Raw genomic sequence first — 26,364 nt, 5'->3', positions numbered from 1 at the left:
GACGAATCGCCATGGCCTCGTTTTCCTTCCGTCGCGACGTCATCAGCCGGCCGATCTTCGCCTGGGCGCGCAAGGTCATGCCGGAGATGTCGAGCACCGAACGCGAGGCGCTCGAGGCGGGCGACGTCTGGTGGGACGCCGATCTCTTCACCGGCACGCCCGACTGGGACAAGCTGCTGGCCTATCCGCCGGCGACGCTGACGGACGAAGAGCAGGTTTTTCTCGACGGCCCGGTCAACGAGCTCTGCGCCATGCTCGACGACTGGCGGATCAATTGGGAGTGGCGCGACCTGCCGCCGGAGGTCTGGGACTTCGTCAAGCGCCACAAGTTCTTCGGCATGATCGTTCCGAAGGAGTTCGGCGGGCTCGGCTTCTCGCCTTATGCCCATTCCGAAGTGGTGCGCAAGGTCTCGACCCGGTCCTGCGCCGCCGCGGTCACCGTCATGGTGCCCAATTCCCTCGGCCCCGGCGAACTCCTGCTGCGCTTCGGCACGCCCGAGCAGCGGCAGCGCTGGCTGCCGCGCCTCGCCGACGGCCGCGACATTCCCTGTTTTGGCCTGACCAGCCCGGAGGCCGGGTCGGACGCCGCCGCGATGGTCGACAGCGGCATCGTCTGCAAGGGGATGTTCGAGGGGCGCGAGGTGCTCGGCCTGCGGCTCAACTGGCACAAGCGCTACATCACCCTCGGACCGGTGGCGACGCTGCTCGGGCTCGCCTTCAAGGCCTATGATCCCGATCGCCTGCTCGGCGGCGCCGAGGACCTCGGCATCACCCTCGCCCTGGTCCCGACCGGCCTGCCCGGGGTGGAGATCGGCCGGCGGCATCTGCCGGCGATGCAGGTGTTCCAGAACGGGCCGAACCGGGGCCGCGACGTCTTCGTGCCGCTCGATTTCGTCATCGGCGGCCGCGCCCGCATCGGTGAAGGCTGGAAGATGCTGATGACGGCGCTCGCCGCCGGGCGCGGCATCTCGCTGCCGTCGCTGTCGGCGGCAGCGGCGGCCTATGTCGCCCGCACCACCGGCGCCTATGCGCGCATCCGCGAGCAGTTCAACGTGCCGATCGGCCGGTTCGAGGGCATCGAGGAGCCGCTCGCGCGCATCGCCGGCACCGCCTATCTGCTCGATGCCGCGCGCCGCCTGACCTGCGCCGCGCTCAACCAGGGCCACCATCCGGCGGTGATCTCCGGCATCATGAAGCTGCATGCCACCGAGCGCATGCGCGTCGTCGTGGACGACGCCATGGACATCCACGGCGGCAAGGCGGTGATCGACGGACCGCAGAACTACATGGGCAGTCTCTATCGCGCGGTGCCGGTCGGCATCACCGTGGAGGGCGCCAATATCCTCACCCGCAACCTCATCGTCTTCGGTCAGGGCGCGATCCGCGCGCACCCCCATCTGCTGACCGAGATGACCGCGCTGGCGGATGCCGACCCGGCGCGCGGGCTCGAGGCCTTCGACACGGCGTTCTGGGCTCATGTCGGCCACACCTTCGCCAATGCCTTCCGGGCGCTCGGCCGCAACTGGACCGGCGGCCTGTTCGCGCCGGCGCCGGAGGCGGGCGAGGCGACGCGCTTCTATCGCCAGCTGTCGCGCCATGCCGCGGCTTTCGCGCTGTGCGCCGACATGGCGCTGGCGACGCTCGGCGGCGCCCTCAAGCGCAGGGAGATGCTGTCGGCCCGGTTCGGCGACATCCTGTCCGAACTCTACCTGTTGTCGGCCGCGCTGAAGCGCTGGCACGACGAAGGCCGCCAGCCGGACGACTTCGCGGCGCTGGAATGGTGCATGGCGAGCGGGCTGAAGACGATCGAGCTCCGCCTTGCCGACATTCTCGCCAACCTGCCCAACCGTTTCGTCGCCGTCCTGCTCAAGCTGATCGTGCAGCCCTTCGGCCCGCGCGCCGCCTCGCCCTCGGACAGCCTGATCCATCGCCTGGCGCAGCTCATTCTCGAACCGTCGGCGGCGCGCGATCGCCTCACCCCCAACATCGCCCATGTCGACGACGACCGCGGTCTCGCCCGGCTGGAACGGGCCTTTGCCCTCGTCACCGCCAACGAGGACATCGTCAAAAAACTGCGGACGGCGCGGATTCGCGACTGGCGCGCGGCGTTGCGCAATGGTGTGATCGGCGAGGCCGAGGCGGAACGGCTGGAGGCGGCGGAGAAGGCGGTGGCCGGCGTCATCGCGGTGGACGACTTCGCCGCCGAGGAACTGGCACCGTCGACGGCGCGCTATCACGATCGTTCCGATCCTCAGGACCTTACCACGCGGGCTGCAAGCTGATGACACGTCCGGTCTACATCGTCGACGGCAGCCGCACGCCGTTTCTCAAGGCGCGCAGCGGTCCGGGTCCGTTCACGCCGGTGGATCTCGCCGTGCAATGCGGCCGGCCGCTGCTGGCGCGCCAGCCGTTCGCGCCCACCGCCTTCGACCAGGTCATCCTCGGCTGCGTCAACGTCATCGCCGACGAGATGAACCCGGCGCGGGTCGCGGCGCTGCGGCTCGGCATGGGCGAGGACATGGTCGCCTTCACCGTGCAGATCAATTGCGGCTCCGGCATGCAGTCGATCGACACCGCCTATCGCTATATCCAGCAGGGCAAGGGCGAGATGATCCTCGCCGGCGGCGCCGAGGCGCTGAGCCATGCCCCGCTGGTCTGGCCGCAGCAGGGCGTGCGCTGGTTCGCCGGTCTCGCCACCGCCAAGGGGGCGCTCGCCAAGCTCGCCGCCATTGCCCGGGCACGGCCGGCTTATTTCAAGCCGGTGATCGGGCTGGAGCGCGGCCTGACCGATCCGGTCACCGACCTCAACATGGGCCAGACCGCGGAGAAGGTCGGCCACCTGTTCGGCATCACCCGGGCCGAAGCCGACGCCTATGCGGTGGAGAGCCACAAGCGGCTCGCCCGCGCCCAGGCCGAGGGCTGGCTCAAGGGCGAGGTCGAGACCGCGTTCGATCGCCGTGGGCAGTTCTATGATCACGACGACGGCGTGCGGCCGGATTCCAGCGTCGAGAAGCTCGCAACCCTCAAGCCCGCCTTCGAGCGGCCCTGGGGCCAGGTGACGCCCGGCAATTCCTCGCAGATCACCGACGGCGCGTCCTGGGTGATCCTCGCCTCGGACGAGGCGCTGAGGAAACATGGCCTCACCCCCAAGGCGGTGATCGTCGACAGCCAGTGGTCGGCGCTCGATCCCTCGATCATGGGGCTCGGCCCGGTGCTCGCCGCCACCGCGCTGCTCAAGCGCAACAATCTCACCATCCACGACGTCGAGACCTGGGAGCTGAACGAGGCCTTCGCCAGCCAGGTGCTGGGCTGCCTCAAGGCCTGGGAGGACGAGCGCTTCTGCCGCGAAATTCTCCAGCTCGACGGCGCGGCCGGCGCCATCGATCGGGCGCGTCTCAACGTCGATGGCGGTGCCATCAGCCTCGGCCATCCGGTCGGTACCTCGGGCAATCGCATCGTGCTGCATCTCGTCAACGCCATGAAACGGCTCGGCACCAGGCGGGGTCTCGCCACCGAATGCATCGGCGGCGGGCTCGGCGGCGCCATGCTGATCGAGACGGTGTGAGGCCGCGGGCATGACCACGACCATGGACAGCAAGATCATGACCGTCTTCGCCGACCGCGTCCTCGAGCTCGGGCCGCCTGTCGCCGAGCCGGGGCGCTTCCGTCATTTCCGGCTCGGCCGCGATGCCGACGGCATCGCCTGGCTGGTCTTCGACCGGGCCGGCGCCGGCGCCAATTCGCTCTCCGCCGAGGTGATGGAGGAGTTCGGCGAGGTGCTCGCCGCGATCGAGGTCGAGCGGCCCGCCGGCCTCGTCCTGCGCTCGGCCAAGCCGTCCGGTTTCATCGCCGGTGCCGACATCAACGAATTCCGCGGCGCCAGCGATCCCCGCGAGGTCGAGGCGGAGATCCGCCGCGCCCATGCGGTGGTCGACCGTCTCGAAGCCCTGCGCATGCCGACGGTGGCGGTGATCCACGGCTTCTGCCTCGGCGGCGGCCTCGAAGTGGCGCTCGCCTGCAACATGCGGATCGCCATCGACGGCGCCCGCTTCGGCTTTCCCGAAGTGATGCTGGGCCTGCATCCCGGCCTCGGCGGCCCGGCGCGGCTGACCGAACTGATCAACCCGACCCAGGCGATGACCCTGATGCTCACCGGCAAGACCGTCGACGCCCGCCGCGCCAAGGCGCTCGGGCTGGTCGACGCGGTCACCGCCGAGCGCCACGTCCGCAACGCGGTGCGCGATGCCGTGTTCGGCCGGCTGCGCCGGGCGAGGTCGGGTACGCTCAATGCCCTGCTCAATGTCGCCCCGCTACGCCGCCTGCTCGCCGGCAGGATGCGCACCGAGGCGGCCAAGTCGGCGGCGAAGGAGCATTATCCGGCGCCCTATGCGCTGATCGACCTGTGGGAGCGCCACGGCGGCGACAAGCGGGCGATGCTCGCGGCCGAGCCGGCATCCTTCGCCGGGTTGATGGTGACGCCGACGGCGCAGAATCTGATCCGGGTGTTCTTCCTGCGCGAGCGCATGAAGAAGCTCGCCGGCGGCGACAACCGCGTGCGCCACGTCCATGTCGTGGGCGCCGGCGCCATGGGCGGCGACATCGCCGCCTGGTGCGCCTATCAGGGCCTGCGCACCAGCCTCGCCGACATGAAGCCGGAGCCGATCGCCGGCGCAATCCGCCGCGCCGCCGAGCTTTACCGCAAGATCCTGCGCAAACCGGTCGACGAGCGCGACGCGCTCGATCGCCTGATGCCCGATCTCGCCGGCGAGGGCGTGCGCAACGCCGACCTCGTCATCGAAGCCGTGCCGGAGAAGCTCGAGCTCAAGCGGCAGGTGTATGCCGCGCTCGAGGCGCGGATGAAGCCGGACGCCATTCTCGCCACCAATACCTCGAGCATTCCGCTCGAGGAGCTGCGGGCCTCGCTGGCGCGGCCGGAGCGTCTCGTCGGCCTGCATTTCTTCAACCCGGTATCGCGGCTCCAGCTGGTCGAGGTGGTCAGCCACGACCGCGCCGATGCGCAGCTGCTCGCCGCCGCCCGCGCCTTCGTCGGCACGATCGATCGCCTGCCGCTGCCGGTGAAGAGCGCGCCGGGCTTCCTCGTCAACCGCGCGCTGACGCCGTACATGCTGGAAGCCATGATCATGCTCGACGAGAAGGTCGACAAGGCGACCATCGACGCCGCGGCGGAGCGCTTCGGCATGCCGATGGGGCCGATCGAGCTCGCCGACCAGGTCGGGCTCGATATCTGTCTCGCCGTCGGCGACATGCTGCGCGAAAAGCTCGGCGGCGGCCTGCCCGAGGCGCCGGCCTGGCTGCGCGACAAGGTCGCGCGCGGCGAGCTCGGCCGCAAGACCGGCAAGGGCTTCTACGACTGGGAAGGCGGCACGGCGCTGAAGATCCCCCCGACCGTGCAGCCGACCGACGAAATGACCGACCGCCTGATCCTGCCGATGTCCAATGTCTGCGTCGCCTGCCTGCGCGAGGGCATCGTCGACGATGCCGACGTGGTCGACGGCGCCATGATCTTCGGCACCGGCTATGCGCCGTTCCGCGGCGGTCCGCTCAACTATGCCCGCAGCCGCGGCGTCGCCGAGGTGGTCGCGGCGCTGCAGGGGCTCTCCAACCGTTACGGCGAGCGGTTCACGCCCGATGCCGGCTGGGACCAGTTCGCCTCCTCGACCAGCACCGCAGTACAGGCACAGCCATGACCGAATCCCCGTCCGCCGTCACCGCCGTTCCGGCTTTCGAGCCTGACGGCGAGCTCTGCATCCGCACCCTGGCGATGCCCGCCGACACCAACGCCAATGGCGACATCTTCGGCGGCTGGTTGCTGAGCCAGATGGATGTCGGCGGCGGCATCATGGCCTCGAAGGTCGCGCGCTCGCGCACCGTCACGGTGTCGATCGAGGCGATGACCTTTCGCAAGCCGGTGTTCGTCGGCGACGTCGTCTCGGTGCATTGCCACGCCATTCGCGTCGGCCGCACCTCGCTCACCGTGCACGTCGCCGCCTGGGTCATGCGCCGCAACGAGACCCGTTCGATCCTGGTGACCGATGGCAACTTCACCTATGTCGCCATCGATGATCACGGCCGTCCGCACCCGGTGGTGCGGGAGGGGTGAGCGCGCCAGGCCAAGGCCGGCCCGGTACGCCGCCAGGGTGGAAATTGGCACAGCGACCGACGCCGCGCGCACTACAGTGCGGGCGAGCGGATGCGCCGATGCTGCTGCAGCAGGTCGCGGATGGCCGGGCGTGGCGTGCCGGCGGCCAGGAATTTGTTGCCGACGTCCGCCGTTCGCGAGAACAGTGTGCTTCGCGTTGGCCGCATTGAAGAACAGAAATCTTCGCACCTCGAAGCGATCTGAATTTTAGTTGCAGATTGAGGCACTTGCCTGTGCTGCGCGGTGAGGTTGCGGCGACGCAACCGCCGCTTGCGGACAGCGATAGCGCGAGGTCGCGCCTCCTTGGAAGAAATGATGTGCCTCGCCCGCAATGCGGAGCATGGACGTCGTTATTTCGGCCAACGCCTTGATCGGTGAGGGCAATCACACACATCGTCGGTTCCGTTGTTGCGATTGCGAACACGGTGTCCCGCAAGCCTTCGCCGAAGGCGGCGTGTGTCGCGACCGCAGTGTGCCGTTACCGAAGGAGAGCCGTCTTGAAGTTACGAGCCGTCATTCTTGCCGCCGCCACATTGGTCGTCGGCAGCGTGCTGGCCATGTCCGGCGCGGCGGCGCAGTCCCAGGACAAGGTGCTGCGGATCGCAGTCCAGAAATACGGCAAGCTGGTGCTGCTCAAGAGCAAGGGCTCGCTCGACGCCAAGCTCAAGCCGCTCGGCTACAGCGTGAACTGGACCGAGTTTCCGTCCGGTCCGCCGATCCTCGAAGCCATCAATGTCGGCTCGATCGATTTCGGCAATACCGGCGAGGCGCCGCCGGTCTTCGCCCAGGCGGCCGGCGCGCCGATCCGCTACGTTGCCTATGAGCCGCCGGCGCCGAAGGGTGAGGCGATCCTGGTGCCGAAGGCAAGTGCGCTCACCAAGGTCGCGGAGCTCAAGGGCAAGAAGGTCGCCTTCAATCGCGGCTCCAACGTCCAGTATCTGGTGGTCAAGGCGCTGGAGAAGGCCGGCCTCGCCTATGGCGACATCACGCCGGTGTTCCTCGCCCCGGCCGATGCGCGTGCCGCCTTCGAACGCGGTTCGGTCGACGCCTGGGCGATCTGGGATCCGTACCAGGCGGCGGCCGAAGTGGCGCTGGAGGCCCGCGTGCTGGCGGACGGCACCGGCATCGTCGCCAACACCCAGTTCTATCTCGCCGCGCAGAAGCTGCTCGATACCGATCCCAAAGTGGTCGACGTCGTGCTCGATGCCCTGCGCGAGGTCGATGTCTGGGCGCAGTCCGACATCCATGCGGTCGCCGAACAGCTCGGCCCGTCCGTCGGGCTGCCGGTGCCGGTGCTCGAGCTCGCCCTCAAGCGCCAGTCCTACGGCATCAGGCCGATCGATGCCGCGACGCTCGCCGGGCAGCAGCAGCTCGCCGACACCTTCCACAAGCTCGGCCTCATTCCCAAGCCGATCAACGTTTCCGATATCGCACGAAAGTCCGGTTCATGAGCACGTCTTCTCCCAGCGCCAATATCCTCTGGTTCATCCCGACCCACGGCGACGGCCGCTATCTCGGCACTTCGACCGGGGGGCGCGATGTCAACCTCGCCTACATGCGGCAGATCGCTCAGGCCGCCGACGAACTCGGCTACTACGGCGTGCTGCTGCCGACCGGGCGCAGTTGCGAGGATTCCTGGATCGTCGCCTCGGCGCTGGCGCCGGCGACCAAGCGCCTGCGTTATCTGGTGGCGGTGCGGCCGGGGCTGCAGTCGCCGGCGGTGGCGGCGCGCATGACCGCGACGCTGGACCGCATTTCCGACGGCCGGCTGCTCGTCAACATCGTCACCGGCGGCGACCCGGTCGAGAACAAGGGCGACGGCATCTTCCTGTCCCACGGCGAGCGCTACGAGATCACGCGTGAGTTCCTCGCCATCTATCGCGAACTGCTGGCCGGGCACACCGTCAATTACAAGGGCAAGCACCTGACCGTCGAAGACGGCAAGCTGCTGTTCGCCCCGGTGCAGGAGGGCGGCCCGCCGCTGTTCTTCGGCGGCTCGTCGGATGCCGGCATCGATGTCGCGGTGCAGACGGTCGACAAGTACCTGACCTGGGGCGAGCCGCCGGCGGAGGTCGCCGAGAAGGTCGCGCGGGTGCGCGCGGCGGCGGAGAAGGCCGGCCGCAAACTGTCTTTCGGAATCCGCCTCCATGTCATCGTCCGCGAGACCAACGAGGAAGCCTGGCGCGCCGCCGACGACCTGATCCGTCACGTCAGCGACGACACCATCGCCGCGGCGCAGAAGATCTTCGCCCGGATGGATTCGGAAGGGCAGCGCCGGATGTCGGAGCTCCATGGCGGCCGGCGCGACAAGCTCGAGATCAGCCCCAATCTGTGGGCCGGCGTCGGCCTGGTGCGCGGCGGCGCGGGTACCGCGCTGGTCGGCGATCCGCAGACGGTCGCGGCGCGGATCAAGGAGTATCAGGCGCTGGGCATCGATACCTTCATCCTGTCGGGCTATCCGCACCTGGAAGAGGCCTATCGCTTCGCCGAACTGGTGTTCCCGCTGCTGTCGCTGAGCCACACCACCATCGCGGCGCCGTCAAAGGTCAATACCGGCCCGTTCGGCGAGACCATCGCCAATGACGTCCGTCCGGTCCTCAAGCAGGCGGCGCAATCATGAGTCTCGCCGAGTCGCTGCCGCGGGTGCGGCGCCTGCGGGTGCCGCGGGTCGATGGCCTGACGCAATGGATCGTGCCGCTCGTGATCCTCGTCGCCTGGCAGGCGGCGAGCGTCGCCGGGCTGATCTCGACGCGGGTGCTGCCGGCGCCGAGCGACGTCGCGCTGGCCGGCTGGAAACTGCTCAGGAGCGGCGAGCTCGGCCACAATGTCTGGGTCAGCTTCTGGCGCGCCATCGTCGGCTTCGCCATCGGCGGCGGCATCGGCTTTGCGTTCGGCCTCGCCAACGGGCTGTCGCAGCTCTCCAACCGGCTTACCGACACCACGCTGCAGATGGTGCGCAACGTGCCGCACCTCGCGCTGATTCCGCTGGTGATCCTGTGGTTCGGCATCGACGAGGCGGCGAAGCTCTTCCTGGTGGCGCTCGGCGTCTTCTTCCCGATCTACCTCAACACGCTGCATGGCATCCGCACGGTGGATCCGCAGCTCATCGAGATGGGGCGGAGCTACGGCATGGGCGATGCCGAACTGTTCCGCCGCGTCATCTTTCCGGGGGCGCTGCCCTCGATCTTCGTCGGCCTGCGCTTCGCGCTCGGCATCATGTGGCTGACCCTGATCGTGGCGGAGACCATCGCCGCATCCTCGGGGCTCGGCTACATGGCGATGCAGGCGCGCGAATTCATGCTGATCGACGTGGTGGTGCTGAGCATCCTGATCTACGCCCTGCTCGGCAAGCTCGCCGACAGCGCCTCCCGCGTGCTGGAGCGGCTGACGCTGTCCTGGCATCCCGCCTTCCAGAAGAAGTGAGGACGACGATGAAGCTGCTCCGTTCCGCTCCCGATGCCGCTGCCACGGTGGACAGCCCGGCAATCCTGCGCGGCGCCGAGGCGGCGCGCGTCGGGTCGCGCGCGCGCGGCCTGCCGATCACCATCCGCGGCCTGCGCAAGGCCTTCGGCGATCACGAGGTGCTGCGCGGCGTCGATCTGCACATCCCGGCGGGGCAGTTCGTCGCCATCGTCGGCCGCAGCGGATGCGGCAAGAGCACGCTGCTGCGCCTGATCGCGGGGCTCGACGCCGCGAGCGCCGGCTCGATCTCGTTCGGCGAAGTGCCGGATGCCGGCACGGCGAAGGTGCGGATGATGTTCCAGGAGCCGCGGCTGCTGCCGTGGGCGCGGGTGCTGGACAATGTCGAAGTCGGTCTCGGCACCGAGCGCAAGCGCGCCGACGCGCGCGCCCGGGCCGAACACGCCCTGCACGAGGTCGAGCTCTCGGCCAAGCGCGACCAGTGGCCGGCACTGCTGTCGGGCGGGCAGCGCCAGCGGGTCGCGCTGGCGCGGGCGCTGGTCAGCCAGCCGCGGGTGCTTGCTTTCGACGAGCCGCTCGGCGCGCTCGACGCCTTGACCCGCATCACCATGCAGCGCCTGCTGGAGCGGGTGTGGGCCGATCTCGGCTTTACCGCGATCCTGGTGACCCATGACGTCGGCGAGGCGGTGGCGGTGGCCGATCGCGTGCTGGTGCTCGAAGAGGGGCGCATCGCCAACGACATCCAGGTCGATCTGGCGCGACCGCGCAACCGCGGCTCGGCGACGATGGCGGCGTTCGAGGAAAGCATCCTCAACCAGCTTCTCGGCAAGGCCGAGGCCGAGATTTAAGGGGAAATGCCATGAACTCGCTGGTTCGTCATCTCGACGCCGAGCCTTCGGCATCGCCCGCCAGTTTCCGTCAGGCGATGCGCCAGCTCGCCGGCGCCGTCAGCGTCATCACGGTCGGCCGCGGCGACGCGATCTCCGGCATGACGGTGTCGTCGGTGACGTCGTTGTCGGCGGAGCCACCGAGCCTGCTTGTCTGCATCAATCGCAATTCGTCCTCCTGGCCGCTGTTCGAGAGCTGCGGCGCCTTCGCCGTCAACGTGCTGCATGCCGGACAGCAGCCGGTCGCCGATCGCTTCACCGGCCGCGGCGGCATCAGCGGTCGCGCCCGCTTCGAGGGCGCCGAATGGACGACGCTCGCCACCGGCGTGCCGGTGCTGGTCGGCGCGCTGGCCGCCGTCGACTGCACCATCGAGGAGATCATCAGCCGCCATTCCCACGCCATCGTCATCGGTCGCGTCGCGGCGGCGCGCGTCGCCGATCCGCAGGCGCCGCTGACCTATTGGCAGGGGGAATATCTCGCGCTCGGTCGCGGTGCGGATGCTGCGCGAATCACCGAATCGGAATAACCTCTCGCGAGGCAATTCGAAGGCAACTCCGAGGCAACGCCGTACTGATGCTATCGGCGAATGTCATTGCGCTGTCGCGCGATGCGGTTAGAGGGGACGCGGACATGATCCGCAGAGAGGGTTTCATGGTGAGGCAACCTGGTCAGGAGCATTGGTGCTCAGCTGCGACCGGGTGCTGTTGTCGCGCCGACTGAACCTTTTCATCGCTCTATCGTTATCGCGACAAGGAGCGCCGGGCAGTACCGGCCGCAGGAAAGCCATGTCAGACAGCTACATCATCGAAGTGAGTTCCAAGCCCGCCGGCATCGTGGTTCGCGACAAAGGCGGGTATCGTTTCTTCGCAGCCTCCCAGGACTTCACCGCCCTCGAGGGTCGCTATTTTTCCAGCGCACGGGAAGCCGAGCGGGCCGCCGTCCGTTTCAAGCTCGGGCGCGCCGGCAGCAAGGCGGCTTGACGGAGCTTTGATCCGCCACGGCGTGGCAAGGCGCCGGCCGGCGCCTGCCGGCGTTAACGCTTGCGGTGGTGATCGGTCGCCGCGCATCAAATCGCGAGTTGACCGCCTGACGGAACCCGACCACCATGGCCGCGTATTTTCTCGCGCCAGGGTGGTTGCGGTGACCGGTCTCAGCCATCGTCAGTCCGAAATTCTCAACCTCGCCCGCTCGGTGGGCCGCGTCACGGTGGAAGACCTGGCGCGGCGCTTCGAGGTCTCGGCGCAGACCATCCGCAAGGATCTCAACGACCTGTGCGACCGGCGCGCGATGACCCGCGTCCACGGCGGCGCGATCATCGCCTCGGGCGTTGAGAACCTCGCCTATGAGGCGCGGCGCTTCGTCGCTGCCGAGGAGAAGAAGGCGATCGGCCTTGCCGCCGCCGCCCAGATCCCCAACGGCTGCTCGCTCTTCATCAATATCGGCACCACCACCGAGGAGGTGGCGAGCGCGCTGTCCTCCCACGAGGACCTCCTGGTCATCACCAACAACCTCAATGTGGCGATGCTGCTCTATCGCCATCCGCGCATCGAGGTCATCGTTGCCGGCGGCAATGTCCGCCGCGCCGACGGCGCGGTGATCGGCTCGGCCGCCATCGACCTGATCGGCCAGTTCAAGGTCGACTACGCCATCATCGGCGCCTCGGCGATCGACGAGGAAGGCGCGCTGCTCGATTTCGACTATCGCGAGGTGCAGGCAGCCCAGGCGATCATCGCCAATGCCCGCAGCGTCATGCTGGTGTCCGATTCGACGAAGTTCCAGCGGAGCGCCCCGGTCCGTATCGCCCATATCAGCCAGATCCAGACCTTCGTTACCGATCACGGCCTGCCGCCGCGTTTTCGCAGTCTTTGCCGCGAGCGCGGCATCCAGGTGATCGAGACCGGCCCCAAGCCGGCCGAGGACAAGAACGGCAACGACAAGGCGGTCGGCGGCGAGGAGGGGGCGGCCGCGTAGGAATGGGTTGCCGAGCATTCCCGGGAGAATGCTGGCTTTCGCTAATCTTTCGCTTGCTTTCGCTTTTGCTCGTGTTTTAATCCAAACCCGAAAGCGAAATCGCCTGCCTTGCGGGGCGAGCGCGGGGGAAGCGTCACGTGGATCAAGTTTTCGACCTCGCCATCATCGGAGGTGGCATCAATGGCTGCGGCATCGCCCGCGACGCGGCCGGCCGGGGAAATTCAGTTTTTCTTTGTGAAATGAATGACTTGGCGAGCGGGACCTCGTCCTGGTCGACCAAGCTCATCCACGGCGGGCTGCGCTATCTGGAATATTATGAGTTCCGGCTGGTCCGCGAGGCGCTGATGGAGCGCGAGGTGCTGTGGCAGATCGGGCCGCACATCATTCGCCCGCTGCGTTTCGTTTTGCCCCACCATCGCGGCCTGCGGCCGGCATGGCTGCTGCGCCTCGGCCTCTTCCTCTATGACCATCTCGGCGGCCGCAAGCTGCTGCCGCCCGCCCGCACCGTCGACCTCACGCGCGACGAGGTCGGCCGTCCGCTCGCGCCGGGGCGCTTCAAGAAGGGCTTCGAATATTCCGACTGCTTCGTCGACGACGCCCGTCTCGTGGTGCTCAACGCCGTCGATGCCGCCGAACGCGGCGCGGTGATCCGCACCCGGACCCGCGCGGTCGAGGCGGTGCGTGGCGACGACGGCTGGCGCATCACGATCGAGGACATGGCGAGCGGCCGTCGTGAGACCATCGCCGCCCGGGTCCTGATCAATGCCGCCGGTCCCTGGGTGGAAGAGGTGCTGGCGCGCCGCGCCGGCGTCAATGCCAAGGCCAAGGTGCGCCTGGTGCAGGGCTCCCACATCGTGGTGCCGCGCCTCTACGCCCATGATCGCGCCTACATCTTCCAGAACGAGGACGGCCGCATCGTCTTTGCCATTCCGTACCAGAACGACTTCACCCTGATCGGCACCACCGATCGCGACTACGACGGCGATCCGGCCAAGGTCGCCATCACCAAGGAAGAGATCGACTATCTCTGCGCCGCCGTGAGCGAGTATTTCGCCCGGGCGGTGACGCCGGCCGACGTGGTGTGGACCTATTCGGGCGTCCGGCCGCTCTATGACGACGGCGCCAGCGACGCCAAGGCGGCGACGCGCGACTACGTCTTCGAGCTCGACGCGCCGAACGGCTCGCCGCTGCTGTCGATCTTCGGCGGCAAGATCACGACCTATCGCCGTCTCGCCGAGGAGGCGCTCGAGCATGTCGCCTCCGCCCTGCACGGCGCCGAACAGCCTGCCGGCTGGACCGGCCACGCGCCGCTGCCCGGCGGCGATCTCGACGTCTCGGCCTTGCCGGCGTTGACCAACGAATTGCTCCGCGACTATCCGTTCCTCGGCCGCGATCATGCCGACCGGCTCGCCCACGCCTATGGCAGCCGGGCGCGGCAGGTGCTCGGCCAGGCGAAGTCCGCCGCCGATCTCGGCCAGTCCTTCGGCGCCACGCTGACCGAAAGCGAGGTCCGCTATCTGATGACCAGGGAATGGGCGCGCACCGCCGCCGACGTCGTGTGGCGGCGCTCCAAGCTCGGCCTGCGGATGAATCCGGAGGAGATCGCCGCGCTCGACGCCTTCATGGCGGCGCAGGCCGCGACGGCGCCGATGCGACAGGGCGCGGGGGCGCGCTCATGAGCATCACCCTCGATCATGTCTCGCGCGAGGTCGGCGGCGTGCCCTATATCCGCGACGTCTCGCTCACCCTCGTCCGCGGTTCGCTCACCGTGCTGCTCGGTCCGACCCTGTCGGGCAAGACCACGTTGATGCGCCTGCTCGCCGGGCTCGACAAGCCGACGCAGGGACGGTTGCTGGTCGGCGACACCGATGTCACCGGCTTCGACGTCCGCCGCCGCTCCGTCGCCATGGTCTATCAGCAGTTCATCAACTACCCCTCGCTCAGCGTCTACGAGAACATCGCCTCGCCGCTGCGGGTCCAGGGCCGGCCGCGCGACGAGATCGAGGCGCGGGTGCGCGAGGCGTCGCGGCTGCTGCAGCTCGACCCCTATCTGCAGCGCACGCCGCTCGAACTGTCCGGCGGCCAGCAGCAGCGCACGGCGATCGCCCGCGCCCTCGTCAAGGGCGCCGATCTCGTGCTGCTCGACGAGCCGCTCGCCAACCTCGACTACAAGCTGCGCGAGGAACTGCGTGCCGAGCTGCCACGGATATTCGAGGCTTCGGGCGCGATCTTCGTCTATGCCACCACCGAGCCTTCCGAGGCGCTGCTGCTCGGCGGCAGCACCATCTGCATGTGGGAAGGCGCGGCGCTGCAGCTCGGCGAGACGCCGAAGGTCTACCGCCGTCCCGAGACGCTGCGCGTCGCCCAGGTGTTCTCCGATCCGCCGCTCAACACCATCGATCTGGAGAAGAACGGGGGCATGGTCACCTATGGCAGCGGCGTCGAGGTGCCGGCGAGCGGCCTCTATGCCGGCATCGCCGACGGTCGCTACCGCGTCGGCTTCCGCGCCCACCAGCTCGCCATCGCCGACGGCGTCGCCGGGCGTCACGTCTTCGCCGCCGAGGTGCTGCTGACCGAGATCACCGGCTCGGAGAGCTTCGTCCATCTGCGGCACGGCAGCGACAGCTGGGTGGCGGTGTTGCCCGGCATCCACGAGTTCGAGCCGGGCGAACGCCTCGAGGCTGCGCTCGATCCTGGCGACCTGTTCGTCTTCGACAGCGCCGGACGGCTGGTCGCCGCCCCCGCGGTGATGTGAGGGCGGCATGGCACGCATCGATCTCGTCGACCTCACCAAGAGCTACGCCGGTGCCGACGCGCCGGAGGATTCCTTCGCGCTCAAGCCGCTGTCCATGACCTGGCGCCAGGGCGGCGCCTATGCGCTGCTCGGCCCGTCCGGCTGCGGCAAGACCACGCTGCTCAACATCATCTCCGGCATCGTCACGCCGACCCGCGGCAAGATCCTGTTCGACGGCGCCGACATCACCGCGCTGTCGACCCAGAAGCGCAATATCGCCCAGGTGTTCCAGTTCCCGGTGATCTACGACACCATGACGGTCGGTGAGAATCTCGCCTTTCCGCTCAAGAACCGCGGCGTGCCGCGGGCGCAGATCGAGGCGAGGGTCAAGGAGATCGCCGGTCTTCTCGACCTCACGCCCGATCTCAACCGCAAGGCCCAGCGCCTGACCGCGGACGCCAAGCAGAAGATCTCGCTCGGCCGCGGGCTGGTGCGCTCCGATGTCGCCGCCGTGCTGTTCGACGAGCCGCTCACGGTGATCGACCCGCACCTCAAATGGGAGCTGCGCTCCAAGCTCAAGGCGCTGCACCGTGCCCTCGACCTCACCATGATCTATGTCACCCACGACCAGACCGAGGCGCTGACCTTCGCCGACACGGTGGTCGTGATGCATGACGGGCGCGTGGTGCAGAGCGGCACGCCGGAGGAGCTGTTCGACAAGCCCGCCCATACCTTCGTCGGCTACTTCATCGGCTCGCCCGGCATGAACATCCTGCCTGCCGAGGTGGCGGGGCGCGAGGTGCGGCTCGCCGGCCATGCCATCGCCCTGCAGAAGACCTATGCGGCGCTGCCCGCGGCAAGCCGCATCGAGATCGGCGTCAGGCCGGAATTCGTCACCGTCGCGGCGCCGGGGCCCGGCCTTCTCGCCGGCACGGTCGAGCGCATCGACGATCTCGGCCGCGTGCGCTTCGCCAGGGTGCGGGTCGGCGACCTGCGGCTCGCCGCCCGCGTGCCCGACGGGCTGTCGATCGGCGGCGAGGGCGTCGGGCTGCAATTTGATCCGGGGCGGATCCACGTCTATGCGGACAGCCGCCTCGTCGAGGGAGCGGCGTGATGGAGAAGACGGTCAATCAGAAAGCCTGGCTGCTGGTGGCTCCGGTGTTCCTGATCGTCGCCTTTTCGGCGGTGCTGCCGCTGATGACGGTGGTGAACTATTCGGTGCAGGACACCTTCGGCAACAACCAGTTCTTCTGGAACGGCATCGGCTGGTTCAAGGAGCTGCTCGACCCCTCGACCGACCTTGGCAGCCGCTTCTTCGCCTCGGTATGGCGCAACCTGTTCTTCTCCGCGGTGATCCTCGCCATCGAGATCCCGCTCGGCATCGTCATCGCCCTGTCGATGCCGCGGGAGGGCTGGAGCGTCGCCGCGTGCCTCGTCATCCTGGCGCTGCCGCTGCTGATTCCATGGAACGTCGTCGGCACCATCTGGCAGGTGTTCGGCCGGCCCGACATCGGCCTGCTCGGCTACGCCCTCAACAAGATGGGCGTCAACTACAACTACGTCGCCAACGAGCTCGACGCCTGGGTCACCATCATCGTCATGGACGTCTGGCACTGGACGAGCCTCGTCGCGCTGCTGTGCTACGCCGGCCTCAAGTCGATCCCCGACGCCTATTACCGCGCCGCGCAGATCGACGGCGCCTCGCGCTGGGCGGTCTTCACCGCGATCCAGCTGCCGAAGATGAAGCGGGTGCTCCTGATCGCGGGGCTGCTGCGCTTCATGGACAGCTTCATGATCTACACCGAGCCGTTCGTCGTCACCGGCGGCGGACCCGGCAACTCCACCACCTTCATTTCCATCGAGCTCGTCAAGATCGCGCTCGGCCAGTTCGATCTCGGCAAGGCGGCGGCGCTGTCGCTGGTCTACAACATCATCGTCCTGATCGCCTGCTGGCTGTTCTACACGGTGATGACCAATACCGGCGCCGAGCGCCGCGAAGTGGCGGGAGAAGCGTGATGCAGACCATTCCCGGCCGCCGCGCCATCATGCTGGCCTTCATCGTCTTCCTGCTCGTGCCGATCTACTGGCTGGTCAACATGAGCTTCAAGACCAATGGCGAGATCCTGGCGTCGATGACGCTGTGGCCGCAGAGGCCGACGCTCGACAACTACATCCGGATCTTCACCGACGAGAGCTGGTACTCGACCTATATCCATTCGCTCGAATACGTCGTCATCAACACCGTGATCTCGATCACCTTCGCGCTGCCGGCGGCCTACGCCTTCTCGCGCTTCCGCTTCATCGGCGACAAGCATCTGTTCTTCTGGCTGCTGTCGAACCGCATGGCGCCCCCGGCGGTGTTCGCGCTGCCGTTCTTCAACCTCTATTCGGCGCTCGACCTGTTCGATACGCCCTGGGCGGTGGCGCTGGCGCATTGCCTGTTCAACGTGCCGCTGGCGGTGTGGATTCTCGAGGGCTTCGTCTCGAGCGTGCCGCGCGAGATCGACGAGACCGCTTTCCTCGACGGCTATTCCTTCCCGCGTTTCTTCATCAGGATCCTGGTGCCGCTGATCGCGAGCGGCATCGGCGTCGCTGCCTTCTTCTGCTTCATGTTCTCCTGGGTCGAACTGCTGCTCGCCCGCACGCTGACCTCGGTCAACGCCAAGCCGATCGCCGCGGCGATGACGCGTACGGTGTCGGCGGCCGGCATGGACTGGGGCCTGCTGGCGGCGGCCGGCGTTCTCACCATCATCCCGGGCGCCCTGGTGATCTGGTTCGTCCGCAATTACATCGCGCGCGGCTTCGCGCTCGGCCGGGTCTGAGGGAGGTCGCCGTGGACAGCTTCGCATGGATGGCCTGGACGGCGCCGACCGCGATCTTCTTCGTGCTGCTGGCGCTCACGCTGGGGACGATGACCTGGCTCGGGCTCGCCTATCCCGAGACCGAGCGGGTCGGCGTGCTGCGCATCCCGACCACCCGCGGCGACCGGCTGTTCGTTTCGCTGATCGCCGCCGCCGTCATTCACCTCGTCTGGATCGGCGTCGTCGGCACCGATCCGATCGCGTCGCTGCCGATCGGCGAGGGCGTCGAGATTTCGAGCCTGTGGCTCGCAACCGCAATTTCGCTGCTTCTGGCCATCGTCATCTTTCGCAAGGTCTGAACGGCGGAACGACGGTCCCGGGCTGCCGGGGCCGCACCTGACGGAGAATGCGCGACCGGGTCGGTGACACGGCCGCGCAGGACAAGACTTCACGGCGCGCGGCGCTGGTCGCGGCGTGCGTCGCTGAACCGGGGGGCAACCCGGGACTGACAACACCCAAGTCGCATCAACGGAGGAAACCAAATGCGATATACGACCGGGAAATATCGTCTCGCGACGATGACGAGTGCGGCGGCGCTGCTCGCTGCGGTCGCCCTCGCGCCGGCGGCCCGCGCCGACGACGCAGCGGCGCAGAAGTGGATCGACAGCGAATTTCAGCCGTCGACCCTCTCCAAGGCCGACCAGCTCAAGGAGATGCAGTGGTTCGCCAAGGCGGCCGCGCCCTTCAAGGGCATGGAGATCAATGTCGTCTCCGAGACCCTGACCACCCATGAATATGAATCCAAGACGCTGGCCAAGGCGTTCGAGGAGATCACCGGGATCAAGGTCAAGCACGACATCATCCAGGAAGGCGACGTCGTCGAGAAGATCCAGACCCAGATGCAGTCGGGCAAGAACGTCTATGACGGCTGGATCAACGATTCCGACTTCATCGGCACCCACTTCCGCTACGGCCAGGCGGTCGACCTGACCGACTGGATGGCCAAGGAGGGCAAGGACGTCACCGATCCGACGCTCGACCTCGACGACTTCATCGGCAAGTCGTTCACCACCGCCCCGAACGGCCATCTCTACCAGCTGCCGGACCAGCAGTTCGCCAACCTCTACTGGTTCCGCTACGACTGGTTCACCAACCCGGACATCAAGGCCAAGTTCAAGGCCAAATACGGCTACGACCTCGGCGTGCCGGTGAACTGGTCGGCCTACGAGGATATAGCCGATTTCTTCACCAACGACGTCAAGGAGATCAACGGCGTCAAGGTCTATGGCCATATGGACTATGGCAAGAAGGACCCCTCGCTCGGCTGGCGCTTCACCGACGCCTGGCTGTCGATGGCGGGCAACGGCGACAAGGGCCTTCCGAACGGCCTGCCGGTCGACGAATGGGGCATCCGCATGGAAGGCTGCCGTCCGGTCGGCTCTTCGGTCGAACGCGGCGGCGACGTCAATGGTCCGGCGGCGGTCTATTCGATCGTCAAATATCTCGACTGGATGAAGAAGTATGCCCCGCCGCAGGCTCAGGGCATGACCTTCTCCGAATCGGGCCCGGTTCCGTCGCAGGGCAATATCGCCCAGCAGATCTTCTGGTACACCGCCTTCACCGCCGACATGGTCAAGCCCGGCCTGCCGGTGATGAACGCGGACGGCACGCCGAAGTGGCGCATGGCTCCGTCGCCCCACGGCGCCTATTGGAAAGACGGCATGAAGCTCGGTTATCAGGACGTCGGCTCGCTGACGCTGCTGAAATCGACTCCGGTCGAGCGCCGCAAGGCGGCCTGGCTCTATCTGCAGTTCATCGTCTCCAAGTCGGTGTCGCTGAAGAAGAGCCATGTCGGTCTCACCTTCATTCGTGAATCCGACATCTGGGACAAGAGCTTCACCGAACGCGCCCCGAAGCTCGGCGGCCTGATCGAGTTCTACCGCTCGCCGGCGCGCGTGCAGTGGACCCCGACCGGCAACAACGTGCCGGATTATCCGAAGCTCGCGCAGCTGTGGTGGCAGAACATCGGCGATGCAGCGTCCGGTGCGAAGACCGCGCAGCAGGCGATGGACTCCCTGGCCGCGGCCCAGGATTCCGTCATGGAGCGCCTGGAGAAGTCCAAGGTGCAGGGCGAATGCGGTCCGAAGCTCAATCCGAAGCAGACGGCGGAATACTGGTACGCCAAGTCTGAAAAGGACGGCAACATCGCGCCCCAGCGCAAGCTGGCGAACGAGAAGCCGAAGGGCGAGACCATCGACTACGACACCCTGATCAAGTCGTGGCCGGCCACCCCGCCGAAGCGCCAGGCCTCGGCCAAGTAAGGCACGCGATCCTTCGATCGGATCTCAACGCGAAAGGCCGGGAGCGATCCCGGCCTTTTCATTTTTAGCGGCGGTGGAGTGCGGCGCCGCCTCGCTCCCGGCTGTCATCGCTCGCCTTCACCGCCCTCCGCTTTCGCGGAGGACGACAGCACGATGTGCGGCGGGGCGCTTGCTCCAGCCCGGCTTACTCCGCCGCCTGCAGCGTCGGATAATCGGTATAGCCCTTGGCGCCGCCGCCGTAGAAGGTGGCGCGGTCGGGCTCGTTGAGCGGCGCGCCCTTCCTGAAGCGTTCGACGAGGTCGGGATTGGCGATGAACGCCTTGCCGAAGGCGATCAGGTCGGCCTGTCCGGCCGCCAGCACCTCGTTCGCCAGCGCCAGCGTGTAGCCGTTGTTGGCGATGTAGGCGCCGGCGAAGCGCTTGCGCAGCGAGGCATAGTCGAACGGCGCATTGTCGCGCGGCCCGCCGGTCGCGCCCTCGACGACGTGGAGATAGACGAGCTTGAGCTTGGCGAGGCCGTCGACGATGGTGTCGAACAGCGGCTGCGGATTGGAATCGGAAATGTCGTTGGCCGGGGTCACCGGCGAGATGCGGATGCCGGTGCGCTCGGCGCCGATCTCCTCGACCACCGCCTTCGCCACCTCGAGCATCAGCCGGGCGCGATTCTCGATCGACCCGCCATAGGCGTCGGTGCGCTTGTTGGTACCGTCCTTGGCGAACTGATCGAGCAGGTAGCCGTTGGCGCCGTGGATCTCGACGCCGTCGAAGCCGGCGGCGACGGCATTGGCGGCGGCCTTGCGGTAGTCGGCGATGATGCCGGGGATTTCACTCAGCTCGAGCGCGCGCGGCGCGGAGACGTCGACGAACTGTCCGCCGACGAAGGTCTTGCCCCTGGCGGCGATCGCCGACGGCGCCACCGGCGCGCCGTGGCCCGGCTGCAGGTCGGTGTGCGAGATGCGCCCCACATGCCAGAGCTGGATGAAGATCTTGCCGCCGCGCTTGTGCACTTCGTCGGTAACCTTGCGCCAGCCGGCGACCTGCTCCCTGGAATAGATTCCGGGGGTGTCCTGATAGCCCTGGCCCTGCTGGGAGATCTGGCTCGCTTCGGTGATCAGGAGGCCGGCCGAGGCGCGCTGGCCATAATATTCGGCCGTGAGCGCCCCCGGTACGAAACCGGCTTCGGCGCGATTGCGCGTCAGCGGCGCCATCACCAGGCGATTGGCGAGGGTGATCGGGCCGAGCTTGTAGGGCTCGAACAATGTTGCAGCACTCATGGATGGGGATCCCCTGGATAAGCTTGCAGGACGATGGGCAGAACAGATGTGCACTGCGGCGCCAAAGGGCAAGCGCGGGCAACCGTGCCCTGCATTGATGCAGGGGCTGGGGCGGCGAGGCAGCTTACCCGCGCATTTCGCTGCTCTCTCCGTTGTCATCGCCCGCTTCAAACGGGCAATGATCGCCTACCAAATAGTGCCGGCACGGACCATTTTTGTCGTCGTTGACGATGACAGAGGAGGAATCGTCCTCGGCCTCACACCCCCGCATTGATGAAGTTGCTCACCAGCTCGATCTGGTCGGGCACGTTGAGCGCCGGGGCGTGGCCGCAACCGCCGATGGTCACGACCTTGCAGCGCGGGTTGCGCGCTTCCATCCTGGCGGCGTCTTCGACCAGCAGCAGATCGGAGGTCTCGCCGCGCAGGCAGAGCATGTCGCAGGTCAGCTTGTCCCAGTTATCCCACTGCTCCTCGTTGGTCTCGAAGTGCAGCTTGATCATGGGATCGAAATGAGTGGTGACGCCGCCGTCGGGCAGGCGCCGCACCGAGCTCTCGGTCATGCGCCGCCACTGGGTATCGGTGAGGAAGCCGTAGGGTTTGTAGATCTGGCGGAAGTAGCCCTCGAGCTCGGAGACGCGCTCGAACCGTGGCGGCGCGCCGGCGTAGGAGCGGATGCGGTCGAGCGCCGCCTGGGCGATGATCGGGCCCATATCGTTGAGCACCATGCGGCGGACGCGGCCGTGCAGATCGCCGGCGGCGGCGCGGATGCCGGTGATCGCGCCCATGGAGGTGCCGATCCAGTCGACGGTCTCAAGGCCGAGCTGGTCGAGCAGCTCGACCGCCTGCCGCGCATAGAACGGCGTGTTGTATTCGCCGTGCGGGTCCGGGCTCCATTGCGACAGGCCGCGTCCGATGGTGTCGGGCACGATGATATGGCGGCGGTCGGCGAGCGCGGACGCGAGGTCGTCGAAGTCGCGCCCGGTGCGCGCCACGCCGTGCCACATGATCAGCGGCGGCTGGTCGCGCCGGCCCCATTCGACATAGTGAACCTCGCGGCCGCACAGGGTGATGTAATGCGAAGCGGGCTGGGTGGTCATGCGCGGGTCATCCCTCTCAAGCGTCCGACCACGCCGGTTGGAAAGAAGTAGACGCTGGCGACGAAGAGCAGGCCGAGCCACAGCAGCCAGCGATCCGGATCGAGCAGGTGGGGCAGCAGCGGCAGGCCGACCTCGCTGGCGGCCCTGGAGGCGGCGCCCATCAGCGGCTGCAGATAGTTCTGCGCCAGGATGAAGATCACCGCGCCGATCAGCGCGCCGTAGATCGTGCCCATGCCGCCGATCACCACCATCAAGAGGATGTCGAGCATGATGGCGAAGGACAGCGAGGTGTCGGGCCCGGCATAGCGCAGCCACAGCGCGTTGAGCATGCCGGCGAAGGCGGCGACCAGGGCGGCGATGCAGTTGGCCCAGGTCAGGTGGAACACGGTGCGATAGCCGAGCGCCTCGGCGCGGAAACGGTTCTCGCGGATCGCCTGCAGCACGCGGCCGAACGGCGAATTGACGATGCGCAGCAGCAGCAGGATCATCGCCGCCGCGCCGACGAAGACGATGTAGTAGCTCAGCGTGCGGCCGCTGATGGTGACGCCGAAGACATTCTTGGCGAAGACCGTGCCGGGTCGCAGCAGTTCGGGCAGCTGGAAGCTGCGGCCGTCCTCGCCGCCGGTCAGCCAGGAGAGCTGCGAGGCCAGCACCAGGAAGGCGGACGCGACGGCGAGGGTGATCATGGCGAAGAAGATCGCCTGCACCCGCAGCGAGAACAGGCCGATGGCGAGCGCCAGCAGCGCCGCCAGCGGCAGGCCGCAGAGAACGGCGGTGCCGATGGCGGCCCAGCTCGGTCCCATGGCGTAGAGCGCGATCGCGATGGCGTAGCTGCCGATGCCGTAGAACATCGTATGGGCGAAGGAGACCGAGCCGGTATAGCCGAGCAACAGGTCGTAGGATGCCACCAGCGCGGCGAAGACGCAGATCTTCACCGCGACATTGAGCGCCTTGGCGCCGGGAAACAGGAACGGCGCCAGCGCCAGCGCCAGCACGATGGCGACGAGGATCAGGGTGAGCGCGCGGTTGCGCGGCGGATCGCCGGACAGGATCATCATCGGGTCGTCACCGGGTAGAGGCCGCGCGGGCGCCACATCAGGATCACCACCATCAGCAGGATGTTGGAGACGAGGGCGAGCTTGGGGACGAGGAAGCCGCCGTAATTGGCGACCATCGCCACCAGGACGGCGCCGATGAAGCAGCCGGCGACCGAGCCGAGACCGCCGATGATGACGACGATGAAGATCAGCACCATCAGGTCGGCGCCCATGGAGGCGTGGATCTGCTCGCGATAGAGGCCCCACATCACCCCGCCGAGCCCGGCCAGCGCCGAGCCCACCATGAAGACGCCGAGGAACAGGCGGCGGATGTGATAGCCCAGCGCTTCCACCATCTCGCGGTTCTCGACCCCGGCGCGGATCAATAGGCCGATCTTGGTGCGGTTGAGCACCAGCAGCGTGGCGAGGAAGACGACGAGGCCGACCGCCATGGCCAGTACGCGATATTTGGCGATGGCGACATCGCCGAGGACGAAGGAGCCGCGCAGCGCGGAGGGCAGCGGCAGCGGGATCTGGGCCGGGCCAAACAGCGCGTAGAGCGCCTGCTCGGCGACGATCAATCCGCCCATGGTGATCAGGATCTGCTTGAGGTGATTGCCGTAGACCGGCAGCACCAGCACGCGCTCGAAGACGAGGCCGAGCGCGCCCGACACCGCCATGGCGAGCAGCGCCGCCGGCGCCAGCGCCAGCAGATTGCTGGCGAGCGAATCCGCCTGGATGAACGACGCCATCGGGCCGAGCACCAGCGTGGCGACATAGGCGCCCACCGCGATGAAGGCGCCGTGGCCGAAATTGAGCACGTCCATCAGGCCGAACACCAGCGTCAGCCCTGAGGCCATGATGAAGATCATCATGCCCATGGCGAGGCTCGCCACCGTCAGCGTGATCCAGGACGAGAACGAGCCGACCAGCGGCAGCATGGCGGCGGCGAGGATGAAGGGCAGCAGCACCGGCAGATAGTCGCGTGGCGGTTTCGGCAGCACGTCGGGTGTCGCGGCTTGCTGCGGGGCGGGAACGTCGGTCATTGATGCGCCTCGAGGCTGAGGCCGAGGAAATGTTCCTGCAGCGCGGTGTCGGCGGCGAGTTCGGCCATGGCGCCATGATGGACGATGCGGCCGTTGTCCATCACCAGGACCTCGTCGCCGAGCGCTTCGGCGACGCGGAAATTCTGCTCGACGAGGAGGATGGTGGCGCCGCGGCGCCCGATCTCCCGCAGGCAGTCGATCAGCGCCACGACGATGGCGGGGGCGAGGCCCTTGGTCGGCTCGTCGATCAAAAGCAGCTGGCGCGGCTCGACGATGGCGCGGGCGATGGACAGCATCTGCTTCTGGCCGCCCGACAGGGTGCCGGCGCGCGACAGCCAGAACTTCTTCAGCGCCGGAAAGAACTGGAAGATCCAGGCGAGGCGGTCGTCGTCGAGCGGGCCGGCGCGGGCGGCGAGCAGGAGATTTTCCTTCACCGTCAGATCGGCGAACACCGCCATGGCCTCCGGCACATAGCCGATGCCGAGCGCGGCGATGTCCGGCGTCGCCATGGCCTCGATGCGCCTGCCGCTGAGGCTGATGCTGCCGGCGGACGCCGGCCACAGCCCCATGATGGTGCGCAGCGTCGTGGTCTTGCCGGCGCCGTTGCGGCCGAGCAGCATGGTGGTGCGCCCTTCCAGCGCCTCGCAGTCGACGCCCTGCAGGATGTGGTAGCGCCCGATATGGGTATGGACGCCGGCGAGGGTGAGGAGGGGCTTGCTCATGCCGCGCTCTTTCCCGGGGCGATGCCGAGATAGGCCTCCTGCACGATCGGCGAGGCGATCACCTCGGCGGGTTTGCCGTCGGCGACGAGGCGGCCGTTGTGCAGCACGATGATGCGGTCGGCGAGCGAGCGCACCACGTCCATCTTGTGCTCGACGAGGAGGATGATCTTGGAGGCGTCCTGTTTGAGGCGGGCGATGAGGTCGAGCACCACCGGCACCTCGTCGACGCTCATGCCCGCGGTCGGCTCGTCGAACATGTAGACCTTGGGCTGAAGCGCCATCATCAGCGCGACTTCGAGCTTGCGCTGGTCGCCATGGGACAGGGCGGTGGCGGGCACGCTGCGGCGCGCGCCGAGCGCGACGCTGTCGAGAATGGCGTCGGCGGCGGCGATCAGGTCGCGCCGCACCATCCACGGCCGCAGCATGTCGTAATGGGTGCCGTTCTGCGCCTGCACCGCGAGACGGACGTTTTCCTCGACGGTGAGGTTGGGGAAGAGGTTGGTGAGCTGGAAGGCGCGCCCCAGCCCGGCGCGGGTGCGCAGCGGCGCCGCCAGCGAGGTGATGTCGCGGCCATCGAGCAGCACGGCGCCCGAGGCGGCGGAGAGCTGTCCCGAGATCAGGTTGAAATAGGTGGTCTTGCCGGCGCCATTGGGGCCGACGATGGCGGTGAGCTCGCCGGGCCGGAAGGCGCAGCTGACGCCGTCGACGGCGACATGGCCGCCGAAGCGGATGGTCAGCTCGCGGGTTTCAAGGGAGAGGGGCATGGGATCGATTCTTGCTCCGGTCAGATGGGCCGTCGGAGTGCCGTCTCGCATTCTGCGTCATCACCCGCGCAAGCGGGTGATCCAGTACGCCGTGAGCACTGTCGTGCGCGCGGCATCGGTCGCTGTTCCA

The 26,364-nt window shown here is 67.6% G+C and carries 24 protein-coding genes; 18 read left to right on the top strand and 6 right to left on the bottom strand.

Going from position 1 to position 26,364, the window contains the following annotated elements; genetic code table 11:
- The first annotated feature begins 11 nt into the window (after positions 1–11).
- From DB459_RS02335 to DB459_RS02250, 18 genes are all read left to right on the top strand, one after another.
- Positions 12–2,282, top strand: a complete 2,271-nt coding sequence (locus DB459_RS02335) for an acyl-CoA dehydrogenase (protein ID WP_253711350.1) — start codon at positions 12–14, stop codon at positions 2,280–2,282.
- Positions 2,282–3,565 (top strand): acetyl-CoA C-acetyltransferase, encoded by a 1,284-nt coding sequence (locus DB459_RS02330; RefSeq protein WP_253711349.1) that lies wholly within the window; start codon positions 2,282–2,284, stop codon positions 3,563–3,565. The genes DB459_RS02335 and DB459_RS02330 overlap by 1 nt, the downstream gene beginning before the upstream one ends.
- Positions 3,566–3,587: 22 nt before the next feature.
- The gene (locus DB459_RS02325; RefSeq protein WP_253713739.1) at positions 3,588–5,708 is read left to right on the top strand and encodes a 3-hydroxyacyl-CoA dehydrogenase NAD-binding domain-containing protein; all 2,121 of its coding nucleotides are present in this window, start codon (positions 3,588–3,590) and stop codon (positions 5,706–5,708) included.
- The gene (locus DB459_RS02320; protein WP_253711348.1) at positions 5,705–6,121 is read left to right on the top strand and encodes an acyl-CoA thioesterase; all 417 of its coding nucleotides are present in this window, start codon (positions 5,705–5,707) and stop codon (positions 6,119–6,121) included. Before DB459_RS02325 ends, DB459_RS02320 begins: the two co-directional genes overlap by 4 nt.
- Before the next feature lie 596 nt (positions 6,122–6,717).
- Positions 6,718–7,611, top strand: coding sequence for a sulfonate ABC transporter substrate-binding protein (locus DB459_RS02315; RefSeq protein WP_253713738.1), 894 nt, complete (start codon positions 6,718–6,720; stop codon positions 7,609–7,611).
- Positions 7,608–8,780, top strand: a complete 1,173-nt coding sequence (gene ssuD / locus DB459_RS02310) for an FMNH2-dependent alkanesulfonate monooxygenase (protein ID WP_253711346.1) — start codon at positions 7,608–7,610, stop codon at positions 8,778–8,780. Before DB459_RS02315 ends, ssuD begins: the two co-directional genes overlap by 4 nt.
- Complete coding sequence (ssuC, locus tag DB459_RS02305; protein WP_253711345.1) at positions 8,777–9,583, top strand: aliphatic sulfonate ABC transporter permease SsuC; 807 nt, start codon at positions 8,777–8,779, stop codon at positions 9,581–9,583. The genes ssuD and ssuC overlap by 4 nt, the downstream gene beginning before the upstream one ends.
- An 8-nt stretch (positions 9,584–9,591) precedes the next feature.
- Positions 9,592–10,428: an ATP-binding cassette domain-containing protein gene (locus tag DB459_RS02300; RefSeq protein ID WP_253711343.1), complete on the top strand. Its 837-nt coding sequence runs from the start codon at positions 9,592–9,594 to the stop codon at positions 10,426–10,428.
- An 11-nt stretch (positions 10,429–10,439) separates the two neighbouring features.
- Complete coding sequence (locus tag DB459_RS02295) at positions 10,440–10,994, top strand: flavin reductase family protein (RefSeq protein WP_253711342.1); 555 nt, start codon at positions 10,440–10,442, stop codon at positions 10,992–10,994.
- 259 nt (positions 10,995–11,253) lie between these two features.
- The gene (locus DB459_RS02290; protein ID WP_253711340.1) at positions 11,254–11,448 is read left to right on the top strand and encodes a hypothetical protein; all 195 of its coding nucleotides are present in this window, start codon (positions 11,254–11,256) and stop codon (positions 11,446–11,448) included.
- Between the two features lie 160 nt (positions 11,449–11,608).
- A complete protein-coding gene (locus DB459_RS02285; RefSeq protein ID WP_253711338.1) occupies positions 11,609–12,439 on the top strand; it encodes a DeoR/GlpR family DNA-binding transcription regulator in 831 nt (276 codons plus the stop codon).
- 137 nt (positions 12,440–12,576) lie between these two features.
- The gene (gene glpD / locus DB459_RS02280) at positions 12,577–14,118 is read left to right on the top strand and encodes a glycerol-3-phosphate dehydrogenase (RefSeq protein WP_253711336.1); all 1,542 of its coding nucleotides are present in this window, start codon (positions 12,577–12,579) and stop codon (positions 14,116–14,118) included.
- Positions 14,115–15,194 (top strand): ABC transporter ATP-binding protein, encoded by a 1,080-nt coding sequence (locus DB459_RS02275; RefSeq protein ID WP_253711335.1) that lies wholly within the window; start codon positions 14,115–14,117, stop codon positions 15,192–15,194. Before glpD ends, DB459_RS02275 begins: the two co-directional genes overlap by 4 nt.
- Positions 15,195–15,201: 7 nt before the next feature.
- Entirely contained in the window at positions 15,202–16,287 is a 1,086-nt protein-coding gene (locus tag DB459_RS02270) for an ABC transporter ATP-binding protein (RefSeq protein ID WP_253711333.1), read from the top strand.
- Positions 16,287–17,189 carry a carbohydrate ABC transporter permease gene (locus tag DB459_RS02265; RefSeq protein ID WP_253711332.1) on the top strand — a complete coding sequence of 301 codons (903 nt, stop codon included), beginning with the start codon at positions 16,287–16,289 and terminating at the stop codon, positions 17,187–17,189. The genes DB459_RS02270 and DB459_RS02265 overlap by 1 nt, the downstream gene beginning before the upstream one ends.
- Positions 17,189–17,995 (top strand): carbohydrate ABC transporter permease, encoded by an 807-nt coding sequence (locus DB459_RS02260; protein WP_253711331.1) that lies wholly within the window; start codon positions 17,189–17,191, stop codon positions 17,993–17,995. Before DB459_RS02265 ends, DB459_RS02260 begins: the two co-directional genes overlap by 1 nt.
- 11 nt (positions 17,996–18,006) lie before the next feature.
- Complete coding sequence (locus DB459_RS02255; protein WP_253711330.1) at positions 18,007–18,333, top strand: DUF2160 domain-containing protein; 327 nt, start codon at positions 18,007–18,009, stop codon at positions 18,331–18,333.
- Between the two features lie 183 nt (positions 18,334–18,516).
- Complete coding sequence (locus tag DB459_RS02250) at positions 18,517–20,295, top strand: ABC transporter substrate-binding protein (protein WP_253711328.1); 1,779 nt, start codon at positions 18,517–18,519, stop codon at positions 20,293–20,295.
- 184 nt (positions 20,296–20,479) lie between these two features.
- On the opposite strand, the gene DB459_RS02245 is transcribed toward DB459_RS02250, so the two are convergent.
- The 6 genes from DB459_RS02245 to DB459_RS02220 all read right to left on the bottom strand — a co-directional run bounded on the left by DB459_RS02245 (position 20,480) and on the right by DB459_RS02220 (position 26,234).
- Positions 20,480–21,568 carry an alkene reductase gene (locus tag DB459_RS02245; RefSeq protein ID WP_253711327.1) on the bottom strand — a complete coding sequence of 363 codons (1,089 nt, stop codon included), beginning with the start codon at positions 21,566–21,568 and terminating at the stop codon, positions 20,480–20,482.
- Between the two features lie 257 nt (positions 21,569–21,825).
- Positions 21,826–22,665, bottom strand: coding sequence for an alpha/beta fold hydrolase (locus DB459_RS02240; protein ID WP_253711325.1), 840 nt, complete (start codon positions 22,663–22,665; stop codon positions 21,826–21,828).
- Positions 22,662–23,723 carry a branched-chain amino acid ABC transporter permease gene (locus DB459_RS02235; RefSeq protein WP_253711323.1) on the bottom strand — a complete coding sequence of 354 codons (1,062 nt, stop codon included), beginning with the start codon at positions 23,721–23,723 and terminating at the stop codon, positions 22,662–22,664. Before DB459_RS02235 ends, DB459_RS02240 begins: the two co-directional genes overlap by 4 nt.
- Complete coding sequence (locus tag DB459_RS02230) at positions 23,720–24,748, bottom strand: branched-chain amino acid ABC transporter permease (protein WP_253711321.1); 1,029 nt, start codon at positions 24,746–24,748, stop codon at positions 23,720–23,722. The genes DB459_RS02235 and DB459_RS02230 overlap by 4 nt, the downstream gene beginning before the upstream one ends.
- A complete protein-coding gene (locus tag DB459_RS02225) occupies positions 24,745–25,470 on the bottom strand; it encodes an ABC transporter ATP-binding protein (protein ID WP_253711319.1) in 726 nt (241 codons plus the stop codon). Before DB459_RS02225 ends, DB459_RS02230 begins: the two co-directional genes overlap by 4 nt.
- Positions 25,467–26,234: an ABC transporter ATP-binding protein gene (locus DB459_RS02220; RefSeq protein WP_253711318.1), complete on the bottom strand. Its 768-nt coding sequence runs from the start codon at positions 26,232–26,234 to the stop codon at positions 25,467–25,469. Before DB459_RS02220 ends, DB459_RS02225 begins: the two co-directional genes overlap by 4 nt.
- Between the last annotated feature and the right edge of the window lie 130 nt (positions 26,235–26,364).

This window comes from Bradyrhizobium sp. WD16 (assembly GCF_024181725.1).
Lineage (GTDB): Bacteria > Pseudomonadota > Alphaproteobacteria > Rhizobiales > Xanthobacteraceae > Bradyrhizobium_A.
Note: the sequence above shows the minus strand (reverse complement) of the source record. Positions and strands in the feature narration are given on the sequence as shown.